This is a genomic window from Caldimonas brevitalea (genome assembly GCF_001017435.1).
In the GTDB taxonomy this organism is placed as follows: Bacteria; Pseudomonadota; Gammaproteobacteria; order Burkholderiales; family Burkholderiaceae_C; genus Caldimonas; species Caldimonas brevitalea.
Map to the genome: position 1 here is coordinate 786874 of NZ_CP011371.1, position 22376 is coordinate 809249.

Genomic DNA, 22376 nt, shown 5'->3' on the forward strand with positions numbered 1-22376 from the left:
ACGCCGGTGTGGTGGCGGGTCAGCTTTGGTCCGTCAGATCCTCTGCCTGTCGCAACAGCTCCGACAAGCGCACACCCAACGCGTTGGCGATGGCGGCTGCGCTGTCCAAGGCGGGCGCCGTCTTCCCCAACTCCACCAAGCCGATGTAGTTGCGGTGCAGTTCCGCGGCCTCCGCCAGCTTCTCTTGCGACAGCTGCTGCCGCTTGCGTTCGTCGCGCACCACCCGGCCAAAGGCCACCAGCAAGTCCATAGTCGTCCGAAGAATTTTCGGAAGTGTCCCGGTCGGCCTCCCTACAATCTACACAATATATTGTTCATTGGCTATCGTTGGCCTGTTGTCACCGACGCGGGGAAATCGATGCGTGTGCTCTTCATCGACTTCGACGGCTGCCTGCATCCCTGGCGCTTGCCCCGCCTGCCGGCCCTGCAGGGCGGTTTGCCCGCGCCTGTGTGCGATGCCGAGCCATACAGGCCATCGCTCGAGTGGCTACCCGTGCTCGAGCGCTTGCTGTCACCCTTCCCGGACGTGTCCATCGTCGTGCATTCCGATTGGCGCCACCGCCATGGCGAGCAAGAGATCGCCACCTGGCTGGGCGGGCTCAGCGGGCGGTACCTCGGCCGCACGCCGGCGGGTGAGGCCTACGAGTCCATCCTGTGCTGGCTGTTGCATGAGCAAGCCGTCACCAGCTTCCGCATCCTCGATGCCGCGGGTGCCGACGTGCCGACACCCGCGCCGCGACAGGTCATCGTCTGCCACCCCGAGACAGGGGTGTCGGCGCCGCAGGTGCAGACGCAGCTGCGGCTGTGGTTGGGGCGACCGGTCGACGTGGGCGGTGTGCTGCGACGGCAGTCCCGTGCACGAGACAAGTTCCGACACGGCGGCTGCTGGGTGTCGGCCGGCAGGCGCCGTCGTTGTGCGTGAGCGAGGAGCTCGCGTGGCGGTGGCTCACGTCCGCGTCGTACCCGCGAAGTACTGCTCGACCGCCGCCAGCAGATCGGCCGGATGCAGCATGGCCTCCCGCGCCGCCTGCGCCGTCTCGTACTGCAGCTGCATGCCGCGCAGTCGGGGAGATGCTTGTACGGCCTCCCATACCGCGGCGAGTTCTTCCAACGCCGGGCTCTCGCCGCGGGCGACTCGGCCGGCGTAGCCCAGGCTTTCCGGTTCGGCCAGCAACAGGGCCTTGCTCTGTGCGCTCAAGATCGAGGGATGCGTTTCCTGCTCGGCCATGCAGCAATAGATGACCTGCGGCGCCACGGCGTGCTGGCCCGGTGCCTGGAGTCGGCGCAAGGAATCGCCCGTCACGCGCACCAGGCCGCTGGGCGATGGGAAGTCGTAGAGGTCACCGGGGCGGGCCTGAGCGAGGCTTTCGAGGCCGCGTCGCAGCCGCGGCCAGTCGGCGCTGGCGGCGGCGGGGGAGGTCTTGACCTCGACCAGCAGGACGATCTCGGCCGCAGCGGTCTCGGTCAGCTCGCGAACGATCGCGGCATCCCACTCGGCTTTGGCCCGGTGTGTTTCGCCCAGCGTGCCGGGCGTGCGCAAGCTGCGCACCAGGCGGAACACCGGCGGCCCCTCGACCGCCTGGTTCAGCCGGTCGACGATCTGCACCAGCGCCTGTGCCGCCTCGGCCTCGCTGAGGTTGCCCTGCCGAGCGGCCCTTTGGCCCCGGGCGGTGGCGACGGCGCTGCCCGCATCGGCCCCGGCCCGTTCCCGCAGCGCGCGATACCGCTGAACGCTGGGCTCGCGTCGCAAGGCGGCACCACGTTCGAGCCGTTCGAGGGCCGGATTGGCCAACAGCCGGTGCAGTGTCGCGGCGAGCGGTTGTGTTTCGTCCAGCGGCTCGGCGAGGGCCGCTTCGATGGCTTGCCGCAGCCCGGTCCAGTCACCCGCAGCGGCCTTGGCATGCAGGGTTGCGAGGCGCTCGCGGCTAGCGTCCCCGGCGCTGCGCTTCAGCTTGCCCGGGTGCGCCACCGCGTCGACGGTGCTGCGCACCGAACGCTCGTCATCGGCGGATCGTTCGACGAGTGCCACATGCGTGTCGACCTCCTGATGCTGCCGGCGCCAGACCAGCGCCTGGTAGGTGAAGTCGCCCTGCTGCGGCGACATCGTCGCCTGTACCAGCGCCGCGAGCGCGCCGGTGAACAAGGCCTGCAGATCGGGGCACGGCGGTCGACCCTGCTGTCGTGCCCGGTGCAGCGCGTCGAGTGCGTAGGCGATGGCCGAGGCGGGTCCCTGCGCCTGCGCCGCCTGGGCGTCGGCCGGCATCGGCGGCAGACGGTAACGTCGCGGTGCGGCGCGCAGCGCTTTGTGCAGCATCGCTTCAGGGGTAGGCAAGGCGGGCAGCACAGGGGTAGGGCCAAAGTGGAGGGCAGGTGCGCGAGTCCGCAGAATAGCGCCTGCGGACTCGGCGTCAGCAGGCAGGCATGCAAGCAGTACTGCTCATCGGCATCCAGGGCTCGGGCAAGAGCACGTTCTACCGCGAGCGTTTTTTCGACACGCACGTGCGGATCAGCCTCGACCTGCTGCGCACCCGTCACCGCGAACAGCGGATGCTGGAGCTGTGCCTGGCGATCGCGCAGCCTTTTGTCGTCGACAAGACCAACGTGACGGTCACCGAGCGCGCTCGCTACATCAGCGCCGCGCGGGCGGCGGGCTTTCGGGTCGCCGGCTACTTTTTCGAGCCCGAGCCGCAGGCCTGCTACGAACGCAACCAACGGCGTGCGCAACCCGTCCCGGCTGCGGGCGTGTTCGGCACCTTGAAGCGCCTGGAGCGGCCGTCGATGAGCGAGGGATACGACGAGTTGTACCGCGTGTCGCTGCGACCCGAGGGGGGCTTCGAGGTGTTGGCGTGGGCGGGCAGCGCATGAGGCCAGGTTGCCTGCACCTTGTCCGAACGCCGGCCCGACCCGTGGCAGGCGCGGCAGCGGCGCGCCAGGATGCGGCGTCGCCTTGACGCTACAGTGGGGGGGCGGGAGCCCCCGGCATCACGAGGCGAGGCTGTTATGACCCCCACCGACCCGGACCATGACAAGGCGCGCGCGGAGCGTGGGTGGGAACGTGCCGCCGCCGTGATCTTTACGCGCGACCGGAAGCGGCGCATCCGGCTCGTGCAGACCTGCATCGGCACGCTGGTCACCGTTCTGGTCGTGCTCTGCATGCTGCTGGCGGCGGTTGCCGGCTACGTGAGCTGGGGGGCGGTGGTCGGCTGGACGGTGGCCGCCGGCGGCGGGACGACGACGTTCTTCGTGGCCGTCCGCACCGGCTGGTCCGAGCGCTACGCAGACCCCGCCTTGACGCTGGTGCAGATGGTCTATGCCGTCGCCTGTTGTGCGGCTGCGTACGCCATCGTGGGGCCACTGCGCGGCGCGGTGTTTCCCTTGGTCATGGTGGTCATGATGTTCGGGATGTTCGCACTGCCACCGCGCCAGGTCACCGCGGTGAGCCTGTACTCGGTGCTGCTGTTCGGCGTCACGATGGCGGTCATGGCCGAGCGCTTCCCCGCAACCTTCGACCCCCAGGTGGAGTTGGCGCACTTCCTGCTGATCGCGACGATGATGCCGGCCGTCGCGGCGCTGGCCGCGCAACTCAGTCGCCTGCGTACCCGCTTGCGCAACCAAAGGCACGACCTTGCGCAGGCCTTGCAGCGCATCCAGTTTCTTGCCACCCGCGACGAGCTGACGGGGCTGGTGAACCGCCGGCACATGAGCGAACTGCTGGAGCGGGAGCAACGTCGCAATGCCCGTCACGGTGCAGCGTTCTGCATCGGGCTGATCGACCTCGATCATTTCAAGCAGATCAACGACACGCACGGTCACGCTGCCGGCGACGAGGCGCTGAAGCGTTTTGCTGCCGTCGCCAGCACGCAGATACGCACGACCGACACGTTGGCACGTTGGGGCGGCGAAGAGTTTGTGCTGCTGATGCCCGATTCGGCTTTGCCGCGCGCTTGCCTCGGACCCGAGCGGCTGCGACGCGCATTCGCCGATGCCCTCATCCGGGTCGGTGCGGCGCAGTTCCGCGTCACGCTGTCGTGTGGCGTGGTACAGCATCGCCCCGAGGAGTCGGTCGCCGATCTGGTGGGGCGGGCCGACGCGGCGCTCTACGCCGCCAAGCAGCAGGGGCGCAACCGCGTGGTGGCGAGGTGAGGCGGGCGCAGCCGGCCCGGTGGTGCCGCAAGGGGCCGGGTGGCCGGCGCGCCACTGCACGCTAAGATGCCCGCCCCACCTTCTTCTGATCGGAGCCTGCCGTGTCAGCCCAGGATCTGCTGCTCTACGTCGATGCCCAGTACGCGAGTCCCTATGCAATGTCGGTCTTCGTCGCATTACACGAGCAAGGCCTGTCCTTCGAGATCCAGACCGTCGATCTGGCGCTGAAGGCCCAGCATGAACCCGGCTACGCCACCCGCTCCCTGACGCGCCGGGTGCCCACCCTGGTGCACGGCGGTTTCGCCTTGTCGGAGTCGTCGGCGATCACCGAATACCTGCACGAGGTCTTCGGCGGCGCCGTGCCGCTCTACCCGGCCGAGCCGCAGCAAAGGGCGAGGGCGCGGCAGGTGCAGGCTTGGTTGCGCAGCGACTTGATGCCGATCCGGCAGGAGCGCTCGACCGAGGTGGTGTTCTATGGCGCGCGCAAGCCCGCACTGTCGATCGAGGCGCAAGCCGCGGCACACAAGCTGTTCGCTGCAGCCGAAGGGCTGTTGCCAGTGGGTGCCGAACACCTGTTCGGCACCTGGTCGATCGCCGACGTCGACCTGGCACTGATGCTCAATCGCCTGGTCTTGAACGGCGATGCGGTGCCGGAGCGTTTGGCGCACTATGCGCGCCACCAGTGGCAGCGGCCTTCGGTTCAACAATGGGTGCAGCAGCGGCGGCCCCCGCTGTGATCCGCATCGTGTCGTCCTGAGTCATCCCATCATGAGAAGCGAGTACGGCCGTGCCTTACGGCAGATTGTCGAACGAGGCTTGAAAGCGTCGCCCTTCGGGTGGCAGCCGGTGGCCTTGAAGTCGGACTATGTGTTTCCGGGCGAACGGGTGTTCCAGCGTCCCGGGGAGGCGGAGGGGCTGCTGTTCTGGTGTGTGTTGGTGCCTCACCAGAACCTGGAGCAGTTCACGTTCGACATCGGCTGGTCTCGGCTCGGCCGGTTCCCCGAGCTCACGATGCGTCCGTCGCTCCAACGGCCGCTCGAAGCATTCGGGCTGCCGGAGTATTTCGGGAGGCTCGGCGAGGTGAGCAGCGGCCAGGACCTGTGGTGGGAGGTCGAGCCCTTCCGGGCACCACGCGGGCTGGCGGACCTGGAGAAGATGGTGCAGCCCATCCCCGCGGAGACTGCGCGCGCGCGGGTCACGCCGGTGGCCGAGCGTGCGCTCGACGTGCTGGAACGCGTCGGCGTGCCGTATTTGCTGGAGGCCGAAGCGCGGGGGGCGTGACGCGGCCAACGTGTGGTTCGAGCTTGGGCACCTACCGCGCTTCAGGTGAGCCGTAGCAGGCAGGCAGGCATGCAAGCAAGTGAGCCGAGCTACTTGCGCACCAAGTAGCCGATGATCCCCCCGGTGGCGGCCGATATCACCGACATGGCCCACTTCTTCTCCTCTGCGGTCGAGGCAGTCGAGGTGAGGGTGCTGTAGCGCAGGACGGCGATCAACACGACGAAAGCGATCGCCACACAGAACAAAGCGACCTCCTTGAACAGCCTGACTTTCACCTCTGCGGTCGTCTCCTCCCGGTCGATCGAGACGGAGAACTTGTGGTTCGGCGGCGGGCTGTTGAGGTCGATGTTGCTCACAGGCCGATGATCTCTGTCTCGAGTTGTCTGGTTTCGGGGTCGGCGAGACCGACCTTCAGCCCCCGCCGTTTGCCGTCCCGTGCCGCTAGGTACAGCTGCAACGCCTTGCGGAGCACGTCGGCCTTGCTGCTCTCGTCCTCTTGAACCACCTTGTCCAACGCCTTGTTCAAGTCGTCGGAGAACACCACGTTGAATCGGGCAGCCATTGCATACTCCATTGCGCCTTCTCTACTCATTTTCTACGCTGAAATTGCGCAAACATCAAGCAAATGCCGCTCATCCTTGCTCCCGTACAGCCCATGGTTCCAGCCGACCGGCCCTCCGGCCCGCGCCTGGTCTGTTGCCACGACCGGCGCCGCAATGTCAGTGAACGCGTCATGACATTGGCCCGCGTTTATCCCGCTGCCTCGTCGTGGCCTGCCCCGGCCCTGGCCGGCCCCGTCTTGACGCCGGCGCGCGTTCGAGGTGCTGCATGACGCTGGTGGCGCTGCGACGATGGGTCGTCGGTGTGAGTGTGCTCGCCGTGCTGCTGCTGGCGCTGGCCCTCGCACTCGAGCCGGTGCGCGGGCTGCTCGCCTACAGCTGGGGCAAGGTCCGGGGTGGCTACACGCTGCAGGAACGGCTGGCACAGTACGGGCCGGACGTGGCCGGCCGGCTGCGCCCTGCGTTCGAACGCGCCGGCGTGCCCTATCCCCCTCATGAAGTGGCCTACCTGTCGTTCAAGGACACGCGGCGCCTGGAGGTCTACGCGCGCGCATCGAAGGCGCAACCGTGGCGCTACATCAAGCACTATCCGGTGCGCGCGGCCAGCGGTGAGCTGGGGCCGAAGCTGATCGAAGGCGACCGCCAGGTGCCCGAGGGTCAGTACCGTGCGGTTTATCTGAACCCCAACAGCCGTTTTCACCTGTCCATCCGGCTCGACTATCCCAATACGTTCGACCGCCGCATGGCCGCCACGGACGGGCGCGCCCGGCTCGGGGGCGACATCATGATCCACGGCGGCGCTGCGTCGATCGGCTGTCTCGCGATGGGCGACCCGGCGGCCGAAGACCTGTTCGTGCTCGCCGCGCTGGTCTCGAAGGAGCGCGTGCAGGTGCTCATCAGCCCGACCGACTTCAGAATGGTGTCGAACCGCGTCGCGCCGGTGGACAGGCCGGCCTGGGTCGGCTCACTGTATGAAGGACTGCGGGCCGCGCTGGCGGCGTTCCCGAGGGAGGCGGCCCGCTGAACGTGTGGCTGCGGGTCGCGGCTTCATGAACTTCACGGAGTCGGGAAAGTTGTCGAGGGCGTGCTTCCATTGCACGAGCCTGCGAAGCATCGACCACTGCCAGGCAAAGGCTGGCGCCCGCCGTCTAACAGACTCAGCGACCGATCAGTGTTCGTCCTTCCGGCGGCCGCACCACCCGCGGGCGAGGTGCAAACGGGGGCCACGCGTCGGGGCCTTTAAGGGATTCGACGGCGCTCAAATGCTCGTTGCGCACGCGATGTAAGGTCAGCAGATTTACTGCGGCCACGGCGTCTCCAGGCCGTTCAGCCAGGACGCCCTCGAACAAGCGGATGGCCGCATCAGACGTCGCGCGGTAGGCCGCCAGCTCACGTGCGTAAAGCTTCGAAACGCTTTGCTGCGCATATAACTTGCCCAGCCGCAACTGGTTCTCAATCGAAGGGTCTGCGCGCTGCAGACCATGTGCCAGCGACAAGCCTCTGCGAAATGCCTCGTCGGCATCCCTGAACTTGCCAAGCGCACGCATCAAGTCTCCCTGGCGCAGGCGCACCTCGGACAGTTCCTGCTGGGCTGTAACGACGTTAGCGTCATCGGTGCTGGCGGCAGCAACCAGTGGTTCGAGCAGTGCCGCGGCGACCTTAAGGCTTGATATAGCCCCCGTAAGGTCGTCGAGATTCGATGCAGCGATTTCACTTTGAACATCAGCCACTCTTCGGTAACCAGCCGCAATTTCGATCAGTAGTCTCTCATCGCTGCCTGCCTCGCTATGCAACTTCTTGAGGTAGGCCAATGCCTTCACAACCACCAGTCGGCGCGCAGGGGTCGAGCCGGGCAGATTGCGGATAGCGTCATGAAAGTCAAAGATGAACACGTTGGCCAGTTGACGCACATCGGTCAGGTGGCGCTCGGCACGCTCTCGTTCGCGGTGGGCCTCATAGGCCTGGTGTGCGGCGAAGGTGAGACCGACCGCCATCGCGAGATTGGCCACCGACGCCACGCCAACGGCGATGCGGTGGCGCAGCACAAAACGTCCGACCCGGTAGCTCCAGGCGCCGCGACGCGCCTGCACCGGCAGCCGCTCCAAGTGCCGCAACACGTCGTCGGCCAGATGCTCGGCGCTCGTATATCGCATCGCCGGGTCTTTGCGCAGCGCTTTCAGCACGACCGCATCCAGGTCGCCTCGCAACTGCTGTCGAAGGCCCCGGTCGGTCACGGCCTTGCTGGGCGGTATCGCTTCACCGTCGCAGATGGCCTTGGCCAGCTCATAGTCGCTGTTCGTCGGCACACCCAGGTAGGGTGAACTGGCCGTCAGCAGCCGGTGCAGTATCACCCCCAGCGAATAGATGTCGCTGGCCGGAGTGATCTCGTCGCCTTGCACCTGCTCGGGGCTGGAGTAGGCCAGCGTCAGAATGCGTTGTGCGGTCCGAGTGCTGGTTTGTTTCGGGCTGTCAGCCGGAGCGAGCCGCTTGGCGATGCCGAAGTCCAGAAGCTTGACGGCGCCGTTGCCACTGACCAGGATGTTGCTCGGCTTCAGGTCACGGTGAACCACGCCTTTGCCGTGGGCGTACTGAGCCACTTGGCAGACCGTGCGGAACAGTTGCAATCGCTGCTCGACCGACAGCTGGCAGCGCTCGGCGTAGACGTCGATGGGCTCGCCATCGACCAGCTCCATCACAAAGTAGGGTTGCCCGTCCTCGGTCACACCCCCATCCAAGACTTTCGCCAGATTGGGATGGTCGAGGCTGGCGAGGATCTGGCGCTCGGCCTGAAAGCGCGAGATCGCATGTTCGCGGTCGATGCTGTCACTCATCAGTTTTATCGCGACCTGCTGCTCGTAATGGCCGTCGGCGCGTTCAGCGCGGTAGACCTCACCCATGCCACCCGACCCGATGAGCGCGACGATGCGGTAAGACCCCAGCTGCTGACCGATGCGCGGGACCTCCGCGACCCGCTCTATCGCCGCGGGCGGTTGGTCGAGCAGTGTGTCACTGGCCGCTGCCGCCTCGATCAACGCCCCGAGCTCCTCGGCCAACACCGCGTCGCCGGCCGCCAGCCGAGCCACGAAAAGCGGCCGTTGCGAAGGTGGAAGCGTCAGCGCCTCGGCCAGCAAGCCCTTCATGCGCTGCCAGCCGGCCGCGTCAAAGGCGCCGGCGGAGTGCCCGGTGGACGTCATGCTGGAGTGCATGGGGGCGGTTCTCCGGGAGGGCTTGCCTCGGCAATATCAGCATCAGGGGACCGGTTCAACCCCGAAAGGCGTTGCTGCTGCACCATTCAGGGTCCAGGTTTAGCTTAGGCCGCATGGGCCGGCTTACAACTACGCCGTCTCGTAGGTGCAGGCGCCGCAGAACGATGCGCACAGGACGTTCAAGTCGGTGCGCCCGCACCTTGCGCTGCCCCACCGCTGCGCGTGCTGTCGCCCGCGCGCCCATCACGGCGGCGCCGCGAGCCGCTGTGCTCGTTGGCATAAGTATTGCGATCCGCTGCCACTGCACGGCCCCTCCGAGGGCCGGCGTGTCGCCCGCGTCGCAGCACGCTCGCGCCGGGCGGCACAAAACCAACACAGCGCAGGAACCCGTCCATGCAGTGCAGAGATCGTCGCGCGCGGCGCCGCGCCAGTTCAGCGTGGGCGGCCGCTGGCCTCATGCTGTCCACCATCACCACCACTTTCGTCGCGCCGCCCGCGCAGGCACAGGGGCAGCCGGGCGCAGCGGCTCCCCCGGCCCAACTTGGCAACGTGACGGTGACCGCGGAGCGGCGCACCGAAAACATCCGCGACGTGCCGATCTCGATCACCACCCTCAGCGGCGAGAAGCTCGACGTGCTCAACGCCGGCGGCGACGACATCCGGTTGATGTCGGGCCGCGTGCCCAGCCTGAACATCGAATCGTCGTTCGGCCGCGCCTTCCCGCGCTTTTATCTGCGCGGGCTCGGCAACACCGACTTCGACCTCAACGCCTCTCAGCCCGTGTCCCTGGTCTATGACGACGTCGTGCTGGAGAACCCGCTGCTCAAGGGCTTTCCGCTGTTCGACCTGGAACAGGTGGAGGTGTTGCGCGGGCCGCAGGGCACGCTCTTCGGTCGCAACTCACCGGCCGGCGTGGTGAAGTTCGACTCGGTGCAACCCGTGCGGCGGCGCGAGGGCTATCTGAACCTGGGGGTGGGCAGCCATGCGTCACTCAACCTGGAAGGCGCCGTCAACACGCCGCTGGGCGCGGACTGGGCGGCGCGGGCCTCGCTGCTGGCGCAGCGGCGCAGCGACTGGGTCGACAACACCTACCCGGGGCCGACGGGCGCGCTCGAAGGCTACAACGACCGCGCCGCCCGCGTGCAGCTGCTCTACCGGCCGCATGCCGACTTCAGTGCACTGTTCAACCTGCATGGGCGCGAGCTCGACGGCACGGCGCGGGTGTTCCGCGCCAACATCATCCGGCCGGGCAGCAACGAGCTGGTCGACGGATTCGATGAAGACCAGGTGTCGATCGACGGGCGCAACGAACAGGAGCTGAGCCACCGGGGCGGCAGCCTGCGGCTGCGCTGGAAGCTTCAGGACCTGACGCTGCATTCCGTCACCGGCTACGAGACCGTGGAGGCGTACAGCCGGGGTGACGTGGACGGCGGCTACGGAGCCGTGTTCGCACCGCCTTCGGGGCCCGGTGCGATTCCGTTCCCGGCCGAGTCGGCCGACGGCTTGCCGGACCACAAGCAGATCTCGCAAGAGTTTCGCCTGCAGTCGAACCACACCGACTCGCCGTTGAACTGGCTGGCCGGGGCGTACTACTTCCACGAAGACATCAGCGTCGACAGCTTCAACTACGACACGCTTGGCGGCGGGGTTCAGAACGGCTACGCGATACAGCAGCAGAAGAACAGGGCGTGGGCACTGTTCGGCTCGCTGAACTATGCCGCCACCGAGCGCCTCAAGCTGCGCGGCGGCCTGCGCTACACCGACGACAAGAAAGACTTCCAGGCGCAGCGCCTGGCGTCTCCCATCGGCGCAGGCCCGACCGGCGTGCTGCGCGAGCGCCCACGTGACCACGACGTGAGCTGGGATCTGAGCGGCACCTACGCCGTGGCACCGGCCACCAACCTGTATGCGCGCCTTGCGCGAGGCTTTCGTGCGCCCAGCATCCAGGGGCGGCTCTTGTTCGGCGACACGCCGTCGGTGGCGCAATCGGAGCGCGTCTTGTCTTACGAGATGGGCGTGAAGGCCGACCTGTTCGACCAGCGGGCCCGCGTCGGTTTCAACGTCTACCAGTACACCGTGCGCGACCAGCAGCTGACGGCGGTGGGCGGCGAGACCAACTTCAACCGCCTCGTCAATGCCGACAAGATGGTGGGCCGGGGCGCCGAGGTCGATCTGCAGGCGCTGCTGACCGACCGCTTGCAGATGACCTTGGGCGCCAGCTACAACCACACCGAGTTGCGCGACCCGTCGCTCGCCATTGCAGCCTGCGGAAGCGGCTGCACCGTGACCGATCCGCTGAACGCCGCCGGCCTGGCGCTGATCGACGGCAATCCGTTGCCACAGGCGCCGCAGTGGATCGCCAACGTCACGCTGCGCTACGGCATCCCGACCGAGGCCGGCGAGTGGTTCGTCTACACCGATTGGGCCTGGCGCAGCAAGATCAACTTTTTTCTCTATGAGTCGAAGGAGTACACCGGCAAGCCGCTGCTGGTGGGGGGCTTGCGCGCGGGGTACGTGTGGGGCGACGGTCGCTACGAACTGGCACTGTTCGGACGCAACATCTTGAACGCCACCCGGGTGGTGGGGGGCATCGACTTCAACAACCTGACCGGGTTCATCAATGAACCGCGCACCTGGGGGGCGCAACTCAAAGCGGCATTCTGAAGCGCGGGCAGGCGGCTGCAGCGGTGCGGCCAGGGGCGCTACGGCCACCCGCGCAGCTCGCTTGTTCCGCAGCCCTTGGCCCGACGCTGCGCCAGCCGGCGTATGCCTCTGCACCGCCCGGTGCGCCGTGCTCTTTTTTGCGGTGGCCGATCGGCATCCCTGACATGTCGGCGCACACCGGCGTGCCACACCGCGCTCGAAACCCATGCGCCGCCTCGCCACCGCGAGCCGGCCGGATGGGTACACCCCTTGCTGCTTGGAGAGAATCACCCTTCCCAAGAAGCCCGATGTCGCCCGCTCACTCCCGTCATGGCCGCGTGCTCGTCGTCGACGACAACCGAGATGCAGCCGATTCGCTGGCCATGGTCCTGCAGGTGCTCGGCTATGAGACCGGCATTGCCTACGACGGCGCGCAGGCACTCGAGGTGGCGCGGCGCTTTCTGCCGGAGGTGGTGGTACTCGACATCAACATGCCAGTGATGGACGGCTACCAGGTTGCGCGTGTGCTGCGCCAGTCGAGCGCCGAACCCCGCACTGTGTTGGTCGCACTCACCGCCCGTACCACGCCGGAAGACGAGTGCGCGGCGCGGGACGCCGGCTTCGACATCCATCTCGCGAAGCCCGCCGGCCCCGAGCAGGTCGACCGGGTGTTGGCGCAGGCGCTCGAGGAGGCGCGCCAGCAAGCTTGAGAGGCGCGGGCGTCGTCCGTTCCGGTGGAGCCGCCGGATCGGACGCGCAAGGGATGGGCGAGGGTCGAGGCACCGCCGCGGTGGAGGGTCCACCCGCCGCGTCGGGCACGGTCGCTGCCGGAAAGTTGGGCCGCCCGCACCCCAACTTCCGACGGAGACTCCCATGACCACCGCCACCCCCGCCCCCACCAGCGCCTTCCCCGACCTGACCGGCGAACCGCGCATCGCGTACTTCTCGATGGAGATTGCGCTGCGCAGCGAGATCCCGACCTACAGCGGCGGCCTCGGCGTGCTGGCCGGCGACACGATGCGCAGCAGCGCCGACCTGGGCTTGCCGCTGATCGGCGTCACGCTGGTCAGCCGTGCCGGCTATTTCCGCCAGCAGATCGTCGACGGCCGCCAGGTCGAGCAGCCGCAGTGGTGGGAGCCGTTGCAGTGGGCGCAGCAGATGCCCGCCAAGGTGGCCGTGCAGATCGGCGAGCGTCCGGTCTGGGTCGCCGCCTGGCTCTACACGGTCGAGAGCGGCTTCGGCCCGTGCGGACGGCCGGTGCCGGTGCTGTTGCTCGACACCGATGTGCCCGAGAACCACCCCGACGACCGCACCATCACACACCAGCTGTACGGCGGCGACCAGGCTTACCGCCTGAAGCAGGAAATGGTGCTGGGCATCGGTGGCGTGCGCATGCTGCGGGCGCTCGGCGTCACGGTGCGCAAATTCCACCTGAACGAAGGCCACGCGGCGCTGCTGACGCTGGAGCTGCTGGCCACCCAGGGACGGCGCGGCGGCCCGCAGGTGGACACCGCCGCGGTGCGACGGCGCTGCGTGTTCACCACGCACACGCCGGTGGAGGCCGGCCATGACCGCTTCTCGCACGAGCTGGCGGGGCCGATGCTCGGCGGGCTGTTCGCGTCGCCGGCGGTGCGGCAGCTCGGCGGCGAGGGTGAACTCAACATGACGCTGCTGGCGCTGAATTTGAGCGAATGGGTCAACGGTGTGGCGCGGCGACATGCCGAGGTGTCGCGCCGGATGTTCCCCGGGTATGACGTACAAGCCATCACCAACGGCGTGCACGCCCGCACCTGGACGGCCGAGAGCTTCGCGCGCTTGTTCGACACGCACGTGCCGGGGTGGGGCCATGAACCCGAGACGCTGGTCCAGGTCGCCGACCGCCTCAGCGACGCTGAAGTCACGGCGGCGCACCGCGAGGCCAAGGCCGCGCTGCTCGAACATCTGCGCGGACTCCCCGGCGGCGCTGCCTTCGACCCGGCCTGGCCCATCCTCGGCTACGCGCGCCGCATGACGCCCTACAAGCGGCCCGAGCTGCTGTTCACCGATCTGCAGCGCCTGAAGGACATCGCCACGCGCCTGCCGTTCCAGATCGTCGTCGCGGGCAAGGCGCATCCGCGCGACGACGGCGGGCGGCGTGCGATCGAGATGCTGCATGGTTGGGCGAGCGAGTTGCAAGGCGCCGTGCCGCTGGTGTTCGTGCCCGACTACAACATGGACGTGGCGCGGCGGCTGGTGTCGGGTGCCGATGTCTGGCTCAACACGCCGCGCCGGCCGCTGGAGGCCTCGGGCACCAGCGGCATGAAAGCCGCGCTCAACGGCGTGCCCAACCTCAGCGTGCCCGACGGCTGGTGGCTGGAGGGCTGCATCGAAGGGGTCACGGGGTGGTCGATCGGTGGCGACACCGACGCCGACAACGACGGCGACGCGCGTGCCCTCTACGACAAGCTGGAGCAGCAGGTGCTGCCGCTGTTCCATCGCGACCCGGCCGGCTGGTGCGCCGTGATGAAGGGCGCCATCAGTCGCAACGGCTACCACTTCAACAGCCACCGCATGATGCGTCGCTACGCCGTCGAGGCGTATCTGCGCTGAGGCAAAACCGGGGACCTCGGTCAGCGCCGCAGGCTGCGCGGCAGCGAGATGCGCACGAACTCGGTGTTGTCCGCCGCCGCCTCGCGTCCGCCGCCGTACGGGAAGTTGTTGTCGTTCACGACCAGCAGCGTGTGGTCGTTCAGCACCAGCACGTCCTCGATCGTCACGTAAGGCATGGTGTAGACGCGCCGACCGTCGCGGTCCAGGTCATCGGGGTCGGGCACGTTCATCAGGTCGACCAGCTCGGTCTTGCGGACCACACCGCCGTGCGGCACGCCGGCCAGGTCGACCAGGTAGAGCTTCTTGAACGGCGGCGTGGGCGTGGTGGCGGTGCCGTTGTTGCGCTCGATGACGATAAAACGGGTGTCGTCGATCGCGGTCATGTCGCCGATGGCGACGCCGGCCGCGTCGAGGGGATAGTGGTAGACGGTGCCGGTATAGGCCTCGCTCGACAGATCGAATTCGCTGATGCGCAGCGTCGACGCCGGGTCACCGGCCACGCTCTTCTCGAGCAAGGTGTAGAGCCGGGTGCCGCTCGCATTGATCGCCAGGCCCTCGAAGCCGCCGGAGGCGCCGATGTTGGCCGTGGCGTTGCCCTGCACGACCTCGGCGTGTTCAGGTGCGCGCACGCCGGGCAGTGGGATCGCCGGGCGCAGCACCTTGCCCTGCGCGTCGGTCTTCACCAGGTAGGGGCCGAACTCATCGCCGAACCAGTAGTGGCCGTGGCGGTCGCGGCGTACCGATTCGACGTCCAGGTCGGCGCCGGTCAGCAGCCGGTCGCGGCGGATCTGCGGGTCGACCGGGGGCCGGGCGGAGTCGTTGTAGTAGTGCGCGTGATCCGCCTGGATGGGCAGCCCGAGCTGATGATCGGCGTCGTTGAGCGTGATGCGGGTGCTGGCATCGAAGCGCCAGGTCGGGCGGCCCGAGTGCCAGGTGGCGGGCATCACGCGGCCGCTGCCGCCGCGGCGGCTGCGAAAGTCCACCTTCACCGTGTACAGGCGCAGCAGTGCGTCGGCCGAGTTGGCCTTGCCACCGAAGCCGTTGTCGGTCAGGAACCGGAAGGTGTTGTGGCCTGGGCCGCGCAGCACACCCGAGAAGCCCTGGACCGGCTGCCGGTGCAGGTAGGGCGGGATGTGCGTGCCGTAGGTGTTGGGGGTGGCGAATTGCCCCGACGTCGGGCCGTCGGCAAAGGTGGCGGCCGGCATGCCGGCCCAGCCGGTCAACAGCGGTTGCGCGGGGTGCGCCGCGAGGCCGGCTTGCGCACAGAGCAGCGTGACGACGGCGGCGAGCGGACGCAGCAGCGAGTAAGGGTGCACGGGAGACGCTCCGGAGGAAAGATGCAGATGTGCATGTAGCGCTTGAAGCGCGGACCTGGCACATTCTCCGGAGCGGGGATGTCAGTGCTGTGAAGGGCGCCCGAGGGCAGGGCGCCTTCGGGTCCCCTCAAGCGGCTGGCGGGCGGGCGGGAATGCGCAGGCCTCGCTCGACGGCGGGGCGCTTCAGGAACGCCTGCAGCACGCGGGTGACCTCCGGGAAGTCGGCCATGCCGACCAGCTCACCCGCGCCATAGAAGCCGACCAGGTTGTTGACCCACGGGAAGGTGGCGATGTCGGCGATCGTGTAGTCGTCGCCCATGATCCAGGCGCGGCCGGCCAGTCGCCGGTCGAGCACGCCGAGCAAACGCTTCGACTCCGCCACATAGCGGTCGCGCGGACGTTTGTCTTCGTAGTCCTTGCCGGCGAACTTGTGGAAGAAGCCGAGCTGCCCGAACATCGGGCCGATGCCGCCCATCTGGAACATCACCCACTGCAGCGTTTCGTAGCGCGCCGCCGGAGACTTCGGCATCAACTGGCCGGTCTTGTCCGCGAGGTAGACGAGGATGGCGCCGGACTCGAACAGGGGCAGCGGCCGACCTTCGGGGCCGGCAGGGTCGAGGATGGCGGGGATCTTGTTGTTCGGGTTGAGCGACAGGAACTCGGGCGACATCTGGTCGTTCGTCTCGAAGCTCACCAGATGGGGCTCGTAGGGCAGGCCCGTTTCCTCCAGCATGATCGACACCTTGACGCCGTTGGGCGTGGGCAGCGAGTACAGCTGCAGGCGCTCGGGGTGCCGGGCGGGCCATTTGCGGGTGATGTCGAATCGGGAAAGATCGGTCATGGTGGTGGTGCCGTGCGTTGTGGCCGATGGGTGAGGATCGGGATTGTGGTGTGCGGCGCCGGAGGGCGGCGCACGGTGCACGGCGTGGCCTTGCGCTGCGTGTGGCGATCGACGCGCGAGCGGAAACGCCGCTCGTGGTGCGACCCCACCGTGGTGGGGCGGGCGGTGGCTCAGGCGGCGCCCAAAGGCGCCGCCTGCACGGCCGGCCTTGACGACTTACAGATCGACCAGGCTTTTGAAGCCGCCCCAGAACATGCGCATGCCGTCGAAGGGCATGCTCTTCGGGTCCATCATGTCCTTCAGGCGGGGGTCGGCCATGACTTTCTCGTTGACGCTGTCGCGGTGCTCGCGCGAGTCATAGACGATCCAGGCGAACACGACCGTCTCGCCTTCCTTGAGTTGCACGCTTTGCGGAAACGACGTGACCTCTCCCGGCTTGACGTCGTCGGCGACACATTCCACATACTGTCGCGCGCCGTGTTCGATCCAGACCTTGCCGGCGCGCTCGGCCATGTTGCGATAGGCATCGAGGTTGGCGGTGGGCACCGGCACGACAAATCCGTCCACGTATTGAGGCATGGAGATCTCCTAGCGAGGGGTTGAACAGGTGGTGCGCCACACACAGCACGCATCGCCGGCCATTGTGCACAGCATCCACATTGGGATGCAAGTCTGCATCGTCGCGAGGGGTTCCGTCTCGGTCGCTGGCGGCGCGGCAGCACCTGAGCTAGCGGAGATCGATCGGGTCCAGCCGGACGGCAGGGCCGGCGAGTACGAACACGCAATGGGCAGACCGCGCCGTTGCGAGGCCGGCGTTCGGGCCCTGGCGGCCCGGCCGGCATCGTGCGCCCAGCCCGGGCGCCGGCGGCACGTGCAGCAGTGCCGCCGTCGTGTGGCCGCTCAAGCGCCGCGGGTCAGGTCGGGGAGACCGGGTGTGGTCGGGTTGGGCCCACGCTGCGACGACGACGAAAACAGGTCGTCGCTCGCGGTCTTGTCGGCCAGCGGCGAGCCGGCGCCCAACGGAGAGCCGGTGAGGTTCTCCTCATGCAGCCGCTCTGCGGTGTTGGGCGAGTCCGCGCCCAGCCCCTGCATGGCCTGGGCGTTGCCCAGGGCGCGCTGCGACGCGTCCAGCTGGTCGACGTCGGCACCGCCCATCAGCATCTGGGCGCGGCGCTTCTTCATGTAGTAGCTGGCAGCCACGCCGGTGACGGCCAGCGCGAGGGTCAAGGTCTTCAGCGTCATCACAACTCCTGTCGGTATCGATGGGTGAGGGGGCGTGCAGCAGCAGGCACAAGAAGGGTGCGAAGCGCGGATGCCGGCGTGCCGGCCCGCTCGCAGCCATTTGCACTTTGCTGCTGCCGTTGTCACCTCTCAGCAAGCGGCAGACCCGTCGGGCGGCGGGCATCCTGCATGCTTGTGCTGTTGCGAGACGCCGGCCTTGCACGCCGGAGCCCGATTCCCGTTTCACAAGGAGAACTGTCCATGGCTCTGCCACACGCCCAACCGCTCGACATCATCAGCGTGCGCCCGCTGGGTGACGACCTGCGCAAGGCGGTGAGCACCAGCCTGCTGAAGACCGAGCGTCTGCAACTGCTGCACCTGGTGCTGCCGGCGCACCAGGACCAGCCCGAGCACCATGTGGACGACGAATGCACCATCCATTGCCTGGAAGGCGACGTCGAAGTGGTCACGCCCGGGGGTACCCGGCGGCTGGGGCAAGGTGAGCTGGTCGTGCTGCCGTCCCGACAACGCCATTCGCTGCGTGCCCGCGCCGACTCGGCCGTGCTCGTGACGCTGCTGCTGGAAGATGGCGACGCCGCCCGGGGCGGTGGCAGCGGGGCGCGCACGCTGCAGGGCGGGGCGCCAGGGCGCAGCTGAGCAGCGCGGCGCCTCAGAGGCGCCGCACCTTGACCGACTTGCCTTTCACTTTGCCGGCGTTGAGCCGCTGCACCGCCTCCTTGGCGATGCCTCGCTCCACCGCGACATAGGTCGAGTACTCGTTGACGTTGATCTTGCCGATCTGGCCGGCGTCGAAGCCCATGTCCTTGGTCAGCGCCCCCAGCACGTCGCCGGGCCGGATCTTCTCCTTGCGGCCGCCCATGATCTGCAGCGTCACCATCGGGGGGCGCAGCGGGGGCGCATCGTCGGGCGCGGTCAACTCGCTCAAGGGGTGCCAGTCGCTCGGCCGGCCCTGCATCTCGTCGATGCGGCCCACGCGTCCCATCTCGTCGAGGCTGGCGAGGCTGAAGGCCCAGCCCTCCTCGTCGGCACGGCCGGTGCGGCCGACGCGGTGCACATGCACCTCCGGGTCGGGGCTGATGTCGACGTTGATGACCGCTTCGAGCTGGGCGATGTCGAGGCCGCGGGCGGCCACGTCGGTGGCCACCAGCACGCTGCAACTGCGGTTGGCGAACTGCACCAGCACCTGGTCGCGCTCGCGTTGTTCGAGGTCGCCGTGCAGTTCGAGCGCCTCGATGCCCTGGGCGCTCAGCACCGCCACCAGGTCGCGGCACTGCTGCTTGGTGTTGCAGAAGGCCAGCGTGCTCTGGGGCCGGTAATGGTTGAGCAGCAGGCCGACCGCGTGCAGTCGCTGGCTGTCGGTCACCTCGTAGAAGCGCTGGCGGATCTTGGTGGCGGCATGCCGCTCGGTCAGCTTCACCTCCTGCGGGTCGCGCAGGTAGCGGCCGGCCAGCTTCGACACGCCCTCGGGGTAGGTGGCCGAGAACAGCAGCGTCTGGCGTTGTCGCGGGCAGTGCTGGATCACTTGTGCAATGTCGTCGGCAAAGCCCATGTCCAGCATGCGATCGGCTTCGTCGAGCACCAGGGTGTTGAGGGCGCCGAGCGCCAGTGTTTCGCGGCCCAGGTGGTCGAGGATGCGCCCGGGCGTGCCCACCACGACGTGGGCGCCATGGGCGAGGCTGGCGATCTGCGGGCGCATCGTGGCGCCGCCGCACAGCGTCAGGGTCTTGATGTTGTCCTCGGCGCGGGCCAGGCGGCGGATCTCCTGTGTCACCTGGTCGGCCAGCTCGCGCGTGGGGCACAGCACCACGGCCTGCACCTCGAAGCGCCGCGGGTCGAGCCGGGCCAGCAGCGGCAAGGCAAAGGCCAGTGTCTTGCCGCTGCCGGTCTTGGCCTGCGCGATCAGGTCACGCCCGGCCAGCGCCAGCGGCAGGCAGGCGGCCTGGATGGGGGTCATGCGGTCATAGCCCAGCCGCTGCAGGTTGTCGAGCACGGCGGGCGCGAGGGGCAGCTCGCTGAAAGCGAGGCCGGAGGTGGTATCGGTCATGCCGGATTGTCGCGGATCGCCGGCGGGCGAGCGCGCCGGTGGCCGCGGCGAGTCAAACCTTCGGGCCGCGGCCTCCCTCGTCGTCGGCCACCGCCACCGACCGGCCCCACGCGGCGTCGAACACCGCGGCCTTGACCTTGGCGGCCGCTGCGCGGTCGAACACCGCGACATTGGTCTCGCCCGAGAAGTGCCAGCTGGTCTTGTCCATGTTGGACGAGCCGAAGATCGCCAACTCGCCATCGACCGCCATGAACTTGGCGTGGCTGGACCCGATCACGTTGCCGTCGGGCACCGGCGCGCCGTCGGGCGCCGCGGGGTTGCGGAAGTAGCGGATCTGCAGGCTGCGGGTGTCGATGCCGTCACGCTGCAATTGCTCGATCGCCGCGGCATTGGTGCCGCCAGCCACACGGTTGTCTTCGCGTTTGTCGTTGAAGCCTTTCGAGACGAGCAACTCCACCTGCACCCCACGCGCGGCGGCGGCGCGTAGCGCCGTGATGACGGCTGGGGCGTTCAGGTTGGGCGTCATGATCTGGATCGACGAGCGGGCGTTGTCGATCGCGGACAAGAAGGCCTGGTCCTGCGGGTTGCGGGTGTCGGTGTTGAGCGGATTGAAGTTCGGCTTTTTGGTCAACACCGCCATCGTGACGCCGCCCGCCGCGGGGGCGAGGACGAGTGGCGCGTCGTCGGGGTCGATCGGTCGTGTCGGTTGGTCGCGGTTGACGCTGCGGTTCCAGTTCGTGGCGAAGTCTTCGCGCAGGCTGCGGGCGACAGGACCCGACAGCGAGACGCCGAAGTCATACGCGGGTTGCGGCGCGTCGTTGCGGCTCTGGACGTTGGCCCCGGTGACGGCGGCATGCCGGCCGTCGACGATCACACTCTTGCTGTGCAGCGAATTGACCGAGCCGTGCCGATGTCCGCGCACCTCGAGGTCGAGCCGGTCGGCCAGGTGCGCGTAACGCTCACCGAGCAAGGCGTCGGGCAGCGGCCCCGGCGGTCGGCTGTTCGGCTGCGCCGCCTTCTTGTTGCCGGTGGCCTGCATGAAGCGCTGGGCGATGCCGGCTTCCTCGTTGACGAGCAGGCGCACCTTGATGCGCCGGCCGGGGGCATCGCCGGCCGCCTCCCGCTGCGCCAGGTTGTCGAGCGCCTCGAGCAGCGTCTCGGCGGCTTTGGAATTGGGGTCCCAGACGAAGGTCTGGATCAGCACTTCCTGCTGCGCCGACCGGATCAGTTCGGCCTGGCGCGCGAAGATGGCCGGCCCTTCGACATCGACGCTGTGCACCCGGTTGCCAGTCGACAGGATGGCCTCGGCCCGCACCGTGCCACCGCGGGCATGTTGCAAGGCCCCGGCGAGCAAGGCGTGAGGGTCGGACGGATTCGCTGGCGGGCTGACCAGGCGCCGCTGGTGCTGCACCGGTGCAGCGCGGCGCTCCAGGTCGACCTCGAGGCTGCCGGCGTGGGCGGTCGCCACGTGCCGGTGTACGTCGTGCAGCGTGTGGGCAGCGTTGATCTGGTCGGGCGCGGCCGTGGCGTCGAGTCCCGGCGGTGGCGCGCTATCCAGGCTCAGCGCGCGGGCGAATTCGATCTGGTGGCGGTAGGCGAGGACCTCCGGGTCGTCCCCGGAGCTGCCGTGCTCGTCGCCCTGCAGCCCGAGATCGCGGGCTGCCAGGTGATCCAGCGCGTGCGTGCCCTCATGTACGGCATCGAGCAAGCGCGCCCAGCTGTCACCACGCTCGGCGTTCAGGAACACACGGTGCCCCTCGGTGTAAGCCAAGGGCAGGGGGCCGTCGTTGCGGGCGCCACAGGCCTGGCGGAATTCGAGGTCCGACAGCAGGTTCAATTCGATCTCGCCGCGGTCCAGCGCGGCGGCGATGCGGGTGGCTTGCGGGGTCACGCCGCGCAAGGCGCGGGCGTAGTCCTGGAGCGTCTCGAGGCGCGGCGGGCGGGCGGGCCGGATCTGGTAGAGATCCGCGCGGGGCACGGCGAGCGCCGCAGGGCGGGGCCGCTCGCCGCCGCGCGTGCGCGCTTGCGGGCCGCTGCTGTCGGCTTCGCTGTCCAGACTGCGCTGTGCTCGCACAGTGGCCGCGAAAGGCGGGGGCAGGCCGTGCATCGCAAAGCCTCCTGCAGCACGCGACGCCGGGTTGCCGTGGCCGGATGGGGCAGTGGGGTTCGACGCGGGTGCCGCTGGGGCCGGGGCCGCCGGGGTGATGCCGGTGCCGGGGCGGCCGATGCGGTCGGGGATCGACATGGTGTAGGCCTTCCTCGGTGGGTGCTTGGGACCGCGCCTCGACCGCTGCGCGGCGAGCGCTGTCCTTGTCTCGACGTACGGGCGCAAACGATGGGCGAGCACGTACGCGCCTCCGGTGCACTCTAGGGTGATGCGGTGCGCCATACCACTACGAGTCCACGTAGGGCCGCTCCACTGCCGCCGCGCGCCGGCCGGTCCACCCCGTGCTGCGGCGTTGCCACTGCCGGTGGGCCGGGGTGGGTACATGGTAGTTACAACATGTGGTA

21 protein-coding genes are annotated in these 22376 nt (G+C 68.3%); 10 read left to right on the plus strand and 11 right to left on the minus strand.

The window, feature by feature from the left end:
- Positions 1–19: 19 nt before the first annotated feature.
- Positions 20–250: a helix-turn-helix domain-containing protein gene (locus tag AAW51_RS03415; RefSeq protein ID WP_047193488.1), complete on the minus strand. Its 231-nt coding sequence runs from the start codon at positions 248–250 to the stop codon at positions 20–22.
- Positions 251–358: 108 nt separating this feature from the next.
- On the opposite strand from AAW51_RS03415, the gene AAW51_RS03420 reads away from it, so the two are divergent.
- A complete protein-coding gene (locus tag AAW51_RS03420; RefSeq protein WP_047193489.1) occupies positions 359–922 on the plus strand; it encodes an HAD domain-containing protein in 564 nt (187 codons plus the stop codon).
- Between the two features lie 24 nt (positions 923–946).
- On the opposite strand, the gene AAW51_RS03425 is transcribed toward AAW51_RS03420, so the two are convergent.
- Entirely contained in the window at positions 947–2332 is a 1386-nt protein-coding gene (locus AAW51_RS03425; RefSeq protein ID WP_157359594.1) for a hypothetical protein, read from the minus strand.
- A gap of 89 nt (positions 2333–2421) precedes the next feature.
- Between AAW51_RS03425 and AAW51_RS03430 the strand changes: the two genes are divergently transcribed.
- From AAW51_RS03430 to AAW51_RS03445, 4 genes are all read left to right on the plus strand, one after another.
- Positions 2422–2865 (plus strand): ATP-binding protein, encoded by a 444-nt coding sequence (locus AAW51_RS03430; RefSeq protein WP_047193491.1) that lies wholly within the window; start codon positions 2422–2424, stop codon positions 2863–2865.
- 135 nt (positions 2866–3000) lie between these two features.
- Positions 3001–4143 carry a GGDEF domain-containing protein gene (locus tag AAW51_RS03435; protein ID WP_053013299.1) on the plus strand — a complete coding sequence of 381 codons (1143 nt, stop codon included), beginning with the start codon at positions 3001–3003 and terminating at the stop codon, positions 4141–4143.
- Positions 4144–4301: 158 nt separating this feature from the next.
- A complete protein-coding gene (gene yfcF / locus AAW51_RS03440; protein WP_047197348.1) occupies positions 4302–4880 on the plus strand; it encodes a glutathione transferase in 579 nt (192 codons plus the stop codon).
- 79 nt (positions 4881–4959) lie between these two features.
- Positions 4960–5424 carry a hypothetical protein gene (locus tag AAW51_RS03445; protein WP_047193492.1) on the plus strand — a complete coding sequence of 155 codons (465 nt, stop codon included), beginning with the start codon at positions 4960–4962 and terminating at the stop codon, positions 5422–5424.
- A gap of 89 nt (positions 5425–5513) precedes the next feature.
- Here the strand turns inward: AAW51_RS03445 and AAW51_RS03450 are convergent, their stop codons facing one another.
- Entirely contained in the window at positions 5514–5780 is a 267-nt protein-coding gene (locus tag AAW51_RS03450) for a hypothetical protein (protein ID WP_047193493.1), read from the minus strand.
- Positions 5777–5986 (minus strand): transcriptional regulator, encoded by a 210-nt coding sequence (locus AAW51_RS03455; protein WP_047193494.1) that lies wholly within the window; start codon positions 5984–5986, stop codon positions 5777–5779. The genes AAW51_RS03450 and AAW51_RS03455 overlap by 4 nt, the downstream gene beginning before the upstream one ends.
- A 266-nt stretch (positions 5987–6252) precedes the next feature.
- On the opposite strand from AAW51_RS03455, the gene AAW51_RS03460 reads away from it, so the two are divergent.
- The gene (locus AAW51_RS03460; protein WP_047193495.1) at positions 6253–7008 is read left to right on the plus strand and encodes a L,D-transpeptidase family protein; all 756 of its coding nucleotides are present in this window, start codon (positions 6253–6255) and stop codon (positions 7006–7008) included.
- A 133-nt stretch (positions 7009–7141) separates the two neighbouring features.
- On the opposite strand, the gene AAW51_RS03465 is transcribed toward AAW51_RS03460, so the two are convergent.
- On the minus strand, positions 7142–9190 hold the full coding sequence (locus tag AAW51_RS03465) for a serine/threonine-protein kinase (protein ID WP_047193496.1): 2049 nt from the start codon (positions 9188–9190) through the stop codon (positions 7142–7144).
- 456 nt (positions 9191–9646) lie between these two features.
- Here AAW51_RS03465 and AAW51_RS03470 point away from each other — a divergent pair, with 456 nt between their 5' ends.
- From AAW51_RS03470 to glgP, 3 genes are all read left to right on the plus strand, one after another.
- Positions 9647–11854, plus strand: a complete 2208-nt coding sequence (locus tag AAW51_RS03470) for a TonB-dependent receptor (RefSeq protein WP_047193497.1) — start codon at positions 9647–9649, stop codon at positions 11852–11854.
- A 287-nt stretch (positions 11855–12141) separates the two neighbouring features.
- Positions 12142–12543: a response regulator gene (locus tag AAW51_RS03475; RefSeq protein WP_047193498.1), complete on the plus strand. Its 402-nt coding sequence runs from the start codon at positions 12142–12144 to the stop codon at positions 12541–12543.
- A gap of 163 nt (positions 12544–12706) precedes the next feature.
- On the plus strand, positions 12707–14422 hold the full coding sequence (glgP, locus tag AAW51_RS03480; RefSeq protein WP_047193499.1) for an alpha-glucan family phosphorylase: 1716 nt from the start codon (positions 12707–12709) through the stop codon (positions 14420–14422).
- A gap of 20 nt (positions 14423–14442) precedes the next feature.
- On the opposite strand, the gene AAW51_RS03485 is transcribed toward glgP, so the two are convergent.
- The 4 genes from AAW51_RS03485 to AAW51_RS03500 all read right to left on the minus strand — a co-directional run bounded on the left by AAW51_RS03485 (position 14443) and on the right by AAW51_RS03500 (position 17821).
- Complete coding sequence (locus tag AAW51_RS03485) at positions 14443–15738, minus strand: esterase-like activity of phytase family protein (protein ID WP_238947750.1); 1296 nt, start codon at positions 15736–15738, stop codon at positions 14443–14445.
- 127 nt (positions 15739–15865) lie between these two features.
- A complete protein-coding gene (locus AAW51_RS03490; RefSeq protein WP_047193500.1) occupies positions 15866–16579 on the minus strand; it encodes a glutathione S-transferase N-terminal domain-containing protein in 714 nt (237 codons plus the stop codon).
- A 216-nt stretch (positions 16580–16795) separates the two neighbouring features.
- Entirely contained in the window at positions 16796–17158 is a 363-nt protein-coding gene (locus AAW51_RS03495) for a DUF1428 domain-containing protein (RefSeq protein WP_047193501.1), read from the minus strand.
- Between the two features lie 321 nt (positions 17159–17479).
- The gene (locus AAW51_RS03500; protein WP_047193502.1) at positions 17480–17821 is read right to left on the minus strand and encodes a hypothetical protein; all 342 of its coding nucleotides are present in this window, start codon (positions 17819–17821) and stop codon (positions 17480–17482) included.
- A gap of 240 nt (positions 17822–18061) precedes the next feature.
- Between AAW51_RS03500 and AAW51_RS03505 the strand changes: the two genes are divergently transcribed.
- Positions 18062–18457: a cupin domain-containing protein gene (locus AAW51_RS03505; RefSeq protein ID WP_157359595.1), complete on the plus strand. Its 396-nt coding sequence runs from the start codon at positions 18062–18064 to the stop codon at positions 18455–18457.
- A 13-nt stretch (positions 18458–18470) separates the two neighbouring features.
- Here AAW51_RS03505 and dbpA read toward each other — a convergent pair whose 3' ends face one another.
- Complete coding sequence (gene dbpA, locus AAW51_RS03510; RefSeq protein WP_047193503.1) at positions 18471–19865, minus strand: ATP-dependent RNA helicase DbpA; 1395 nt, start codon at positions 19863–19865, stop codon at positions 18471–18473.
- A gap of 52 nt (positions 19866–19917) precedes the next feature.
- Positions 19918–22110 (minus strand): phospholipase D-like domain-containing protein, encoded by a 2193-nt coding sequence (locus tag AAW51_RS03515; protein ID WP_169787977.1) that lies wholly within the window; start codon positions 22108–22110, stop codon positions 19918–19920.
- Positions 22111–22376 lie beyond the last annotated feature (266 nt).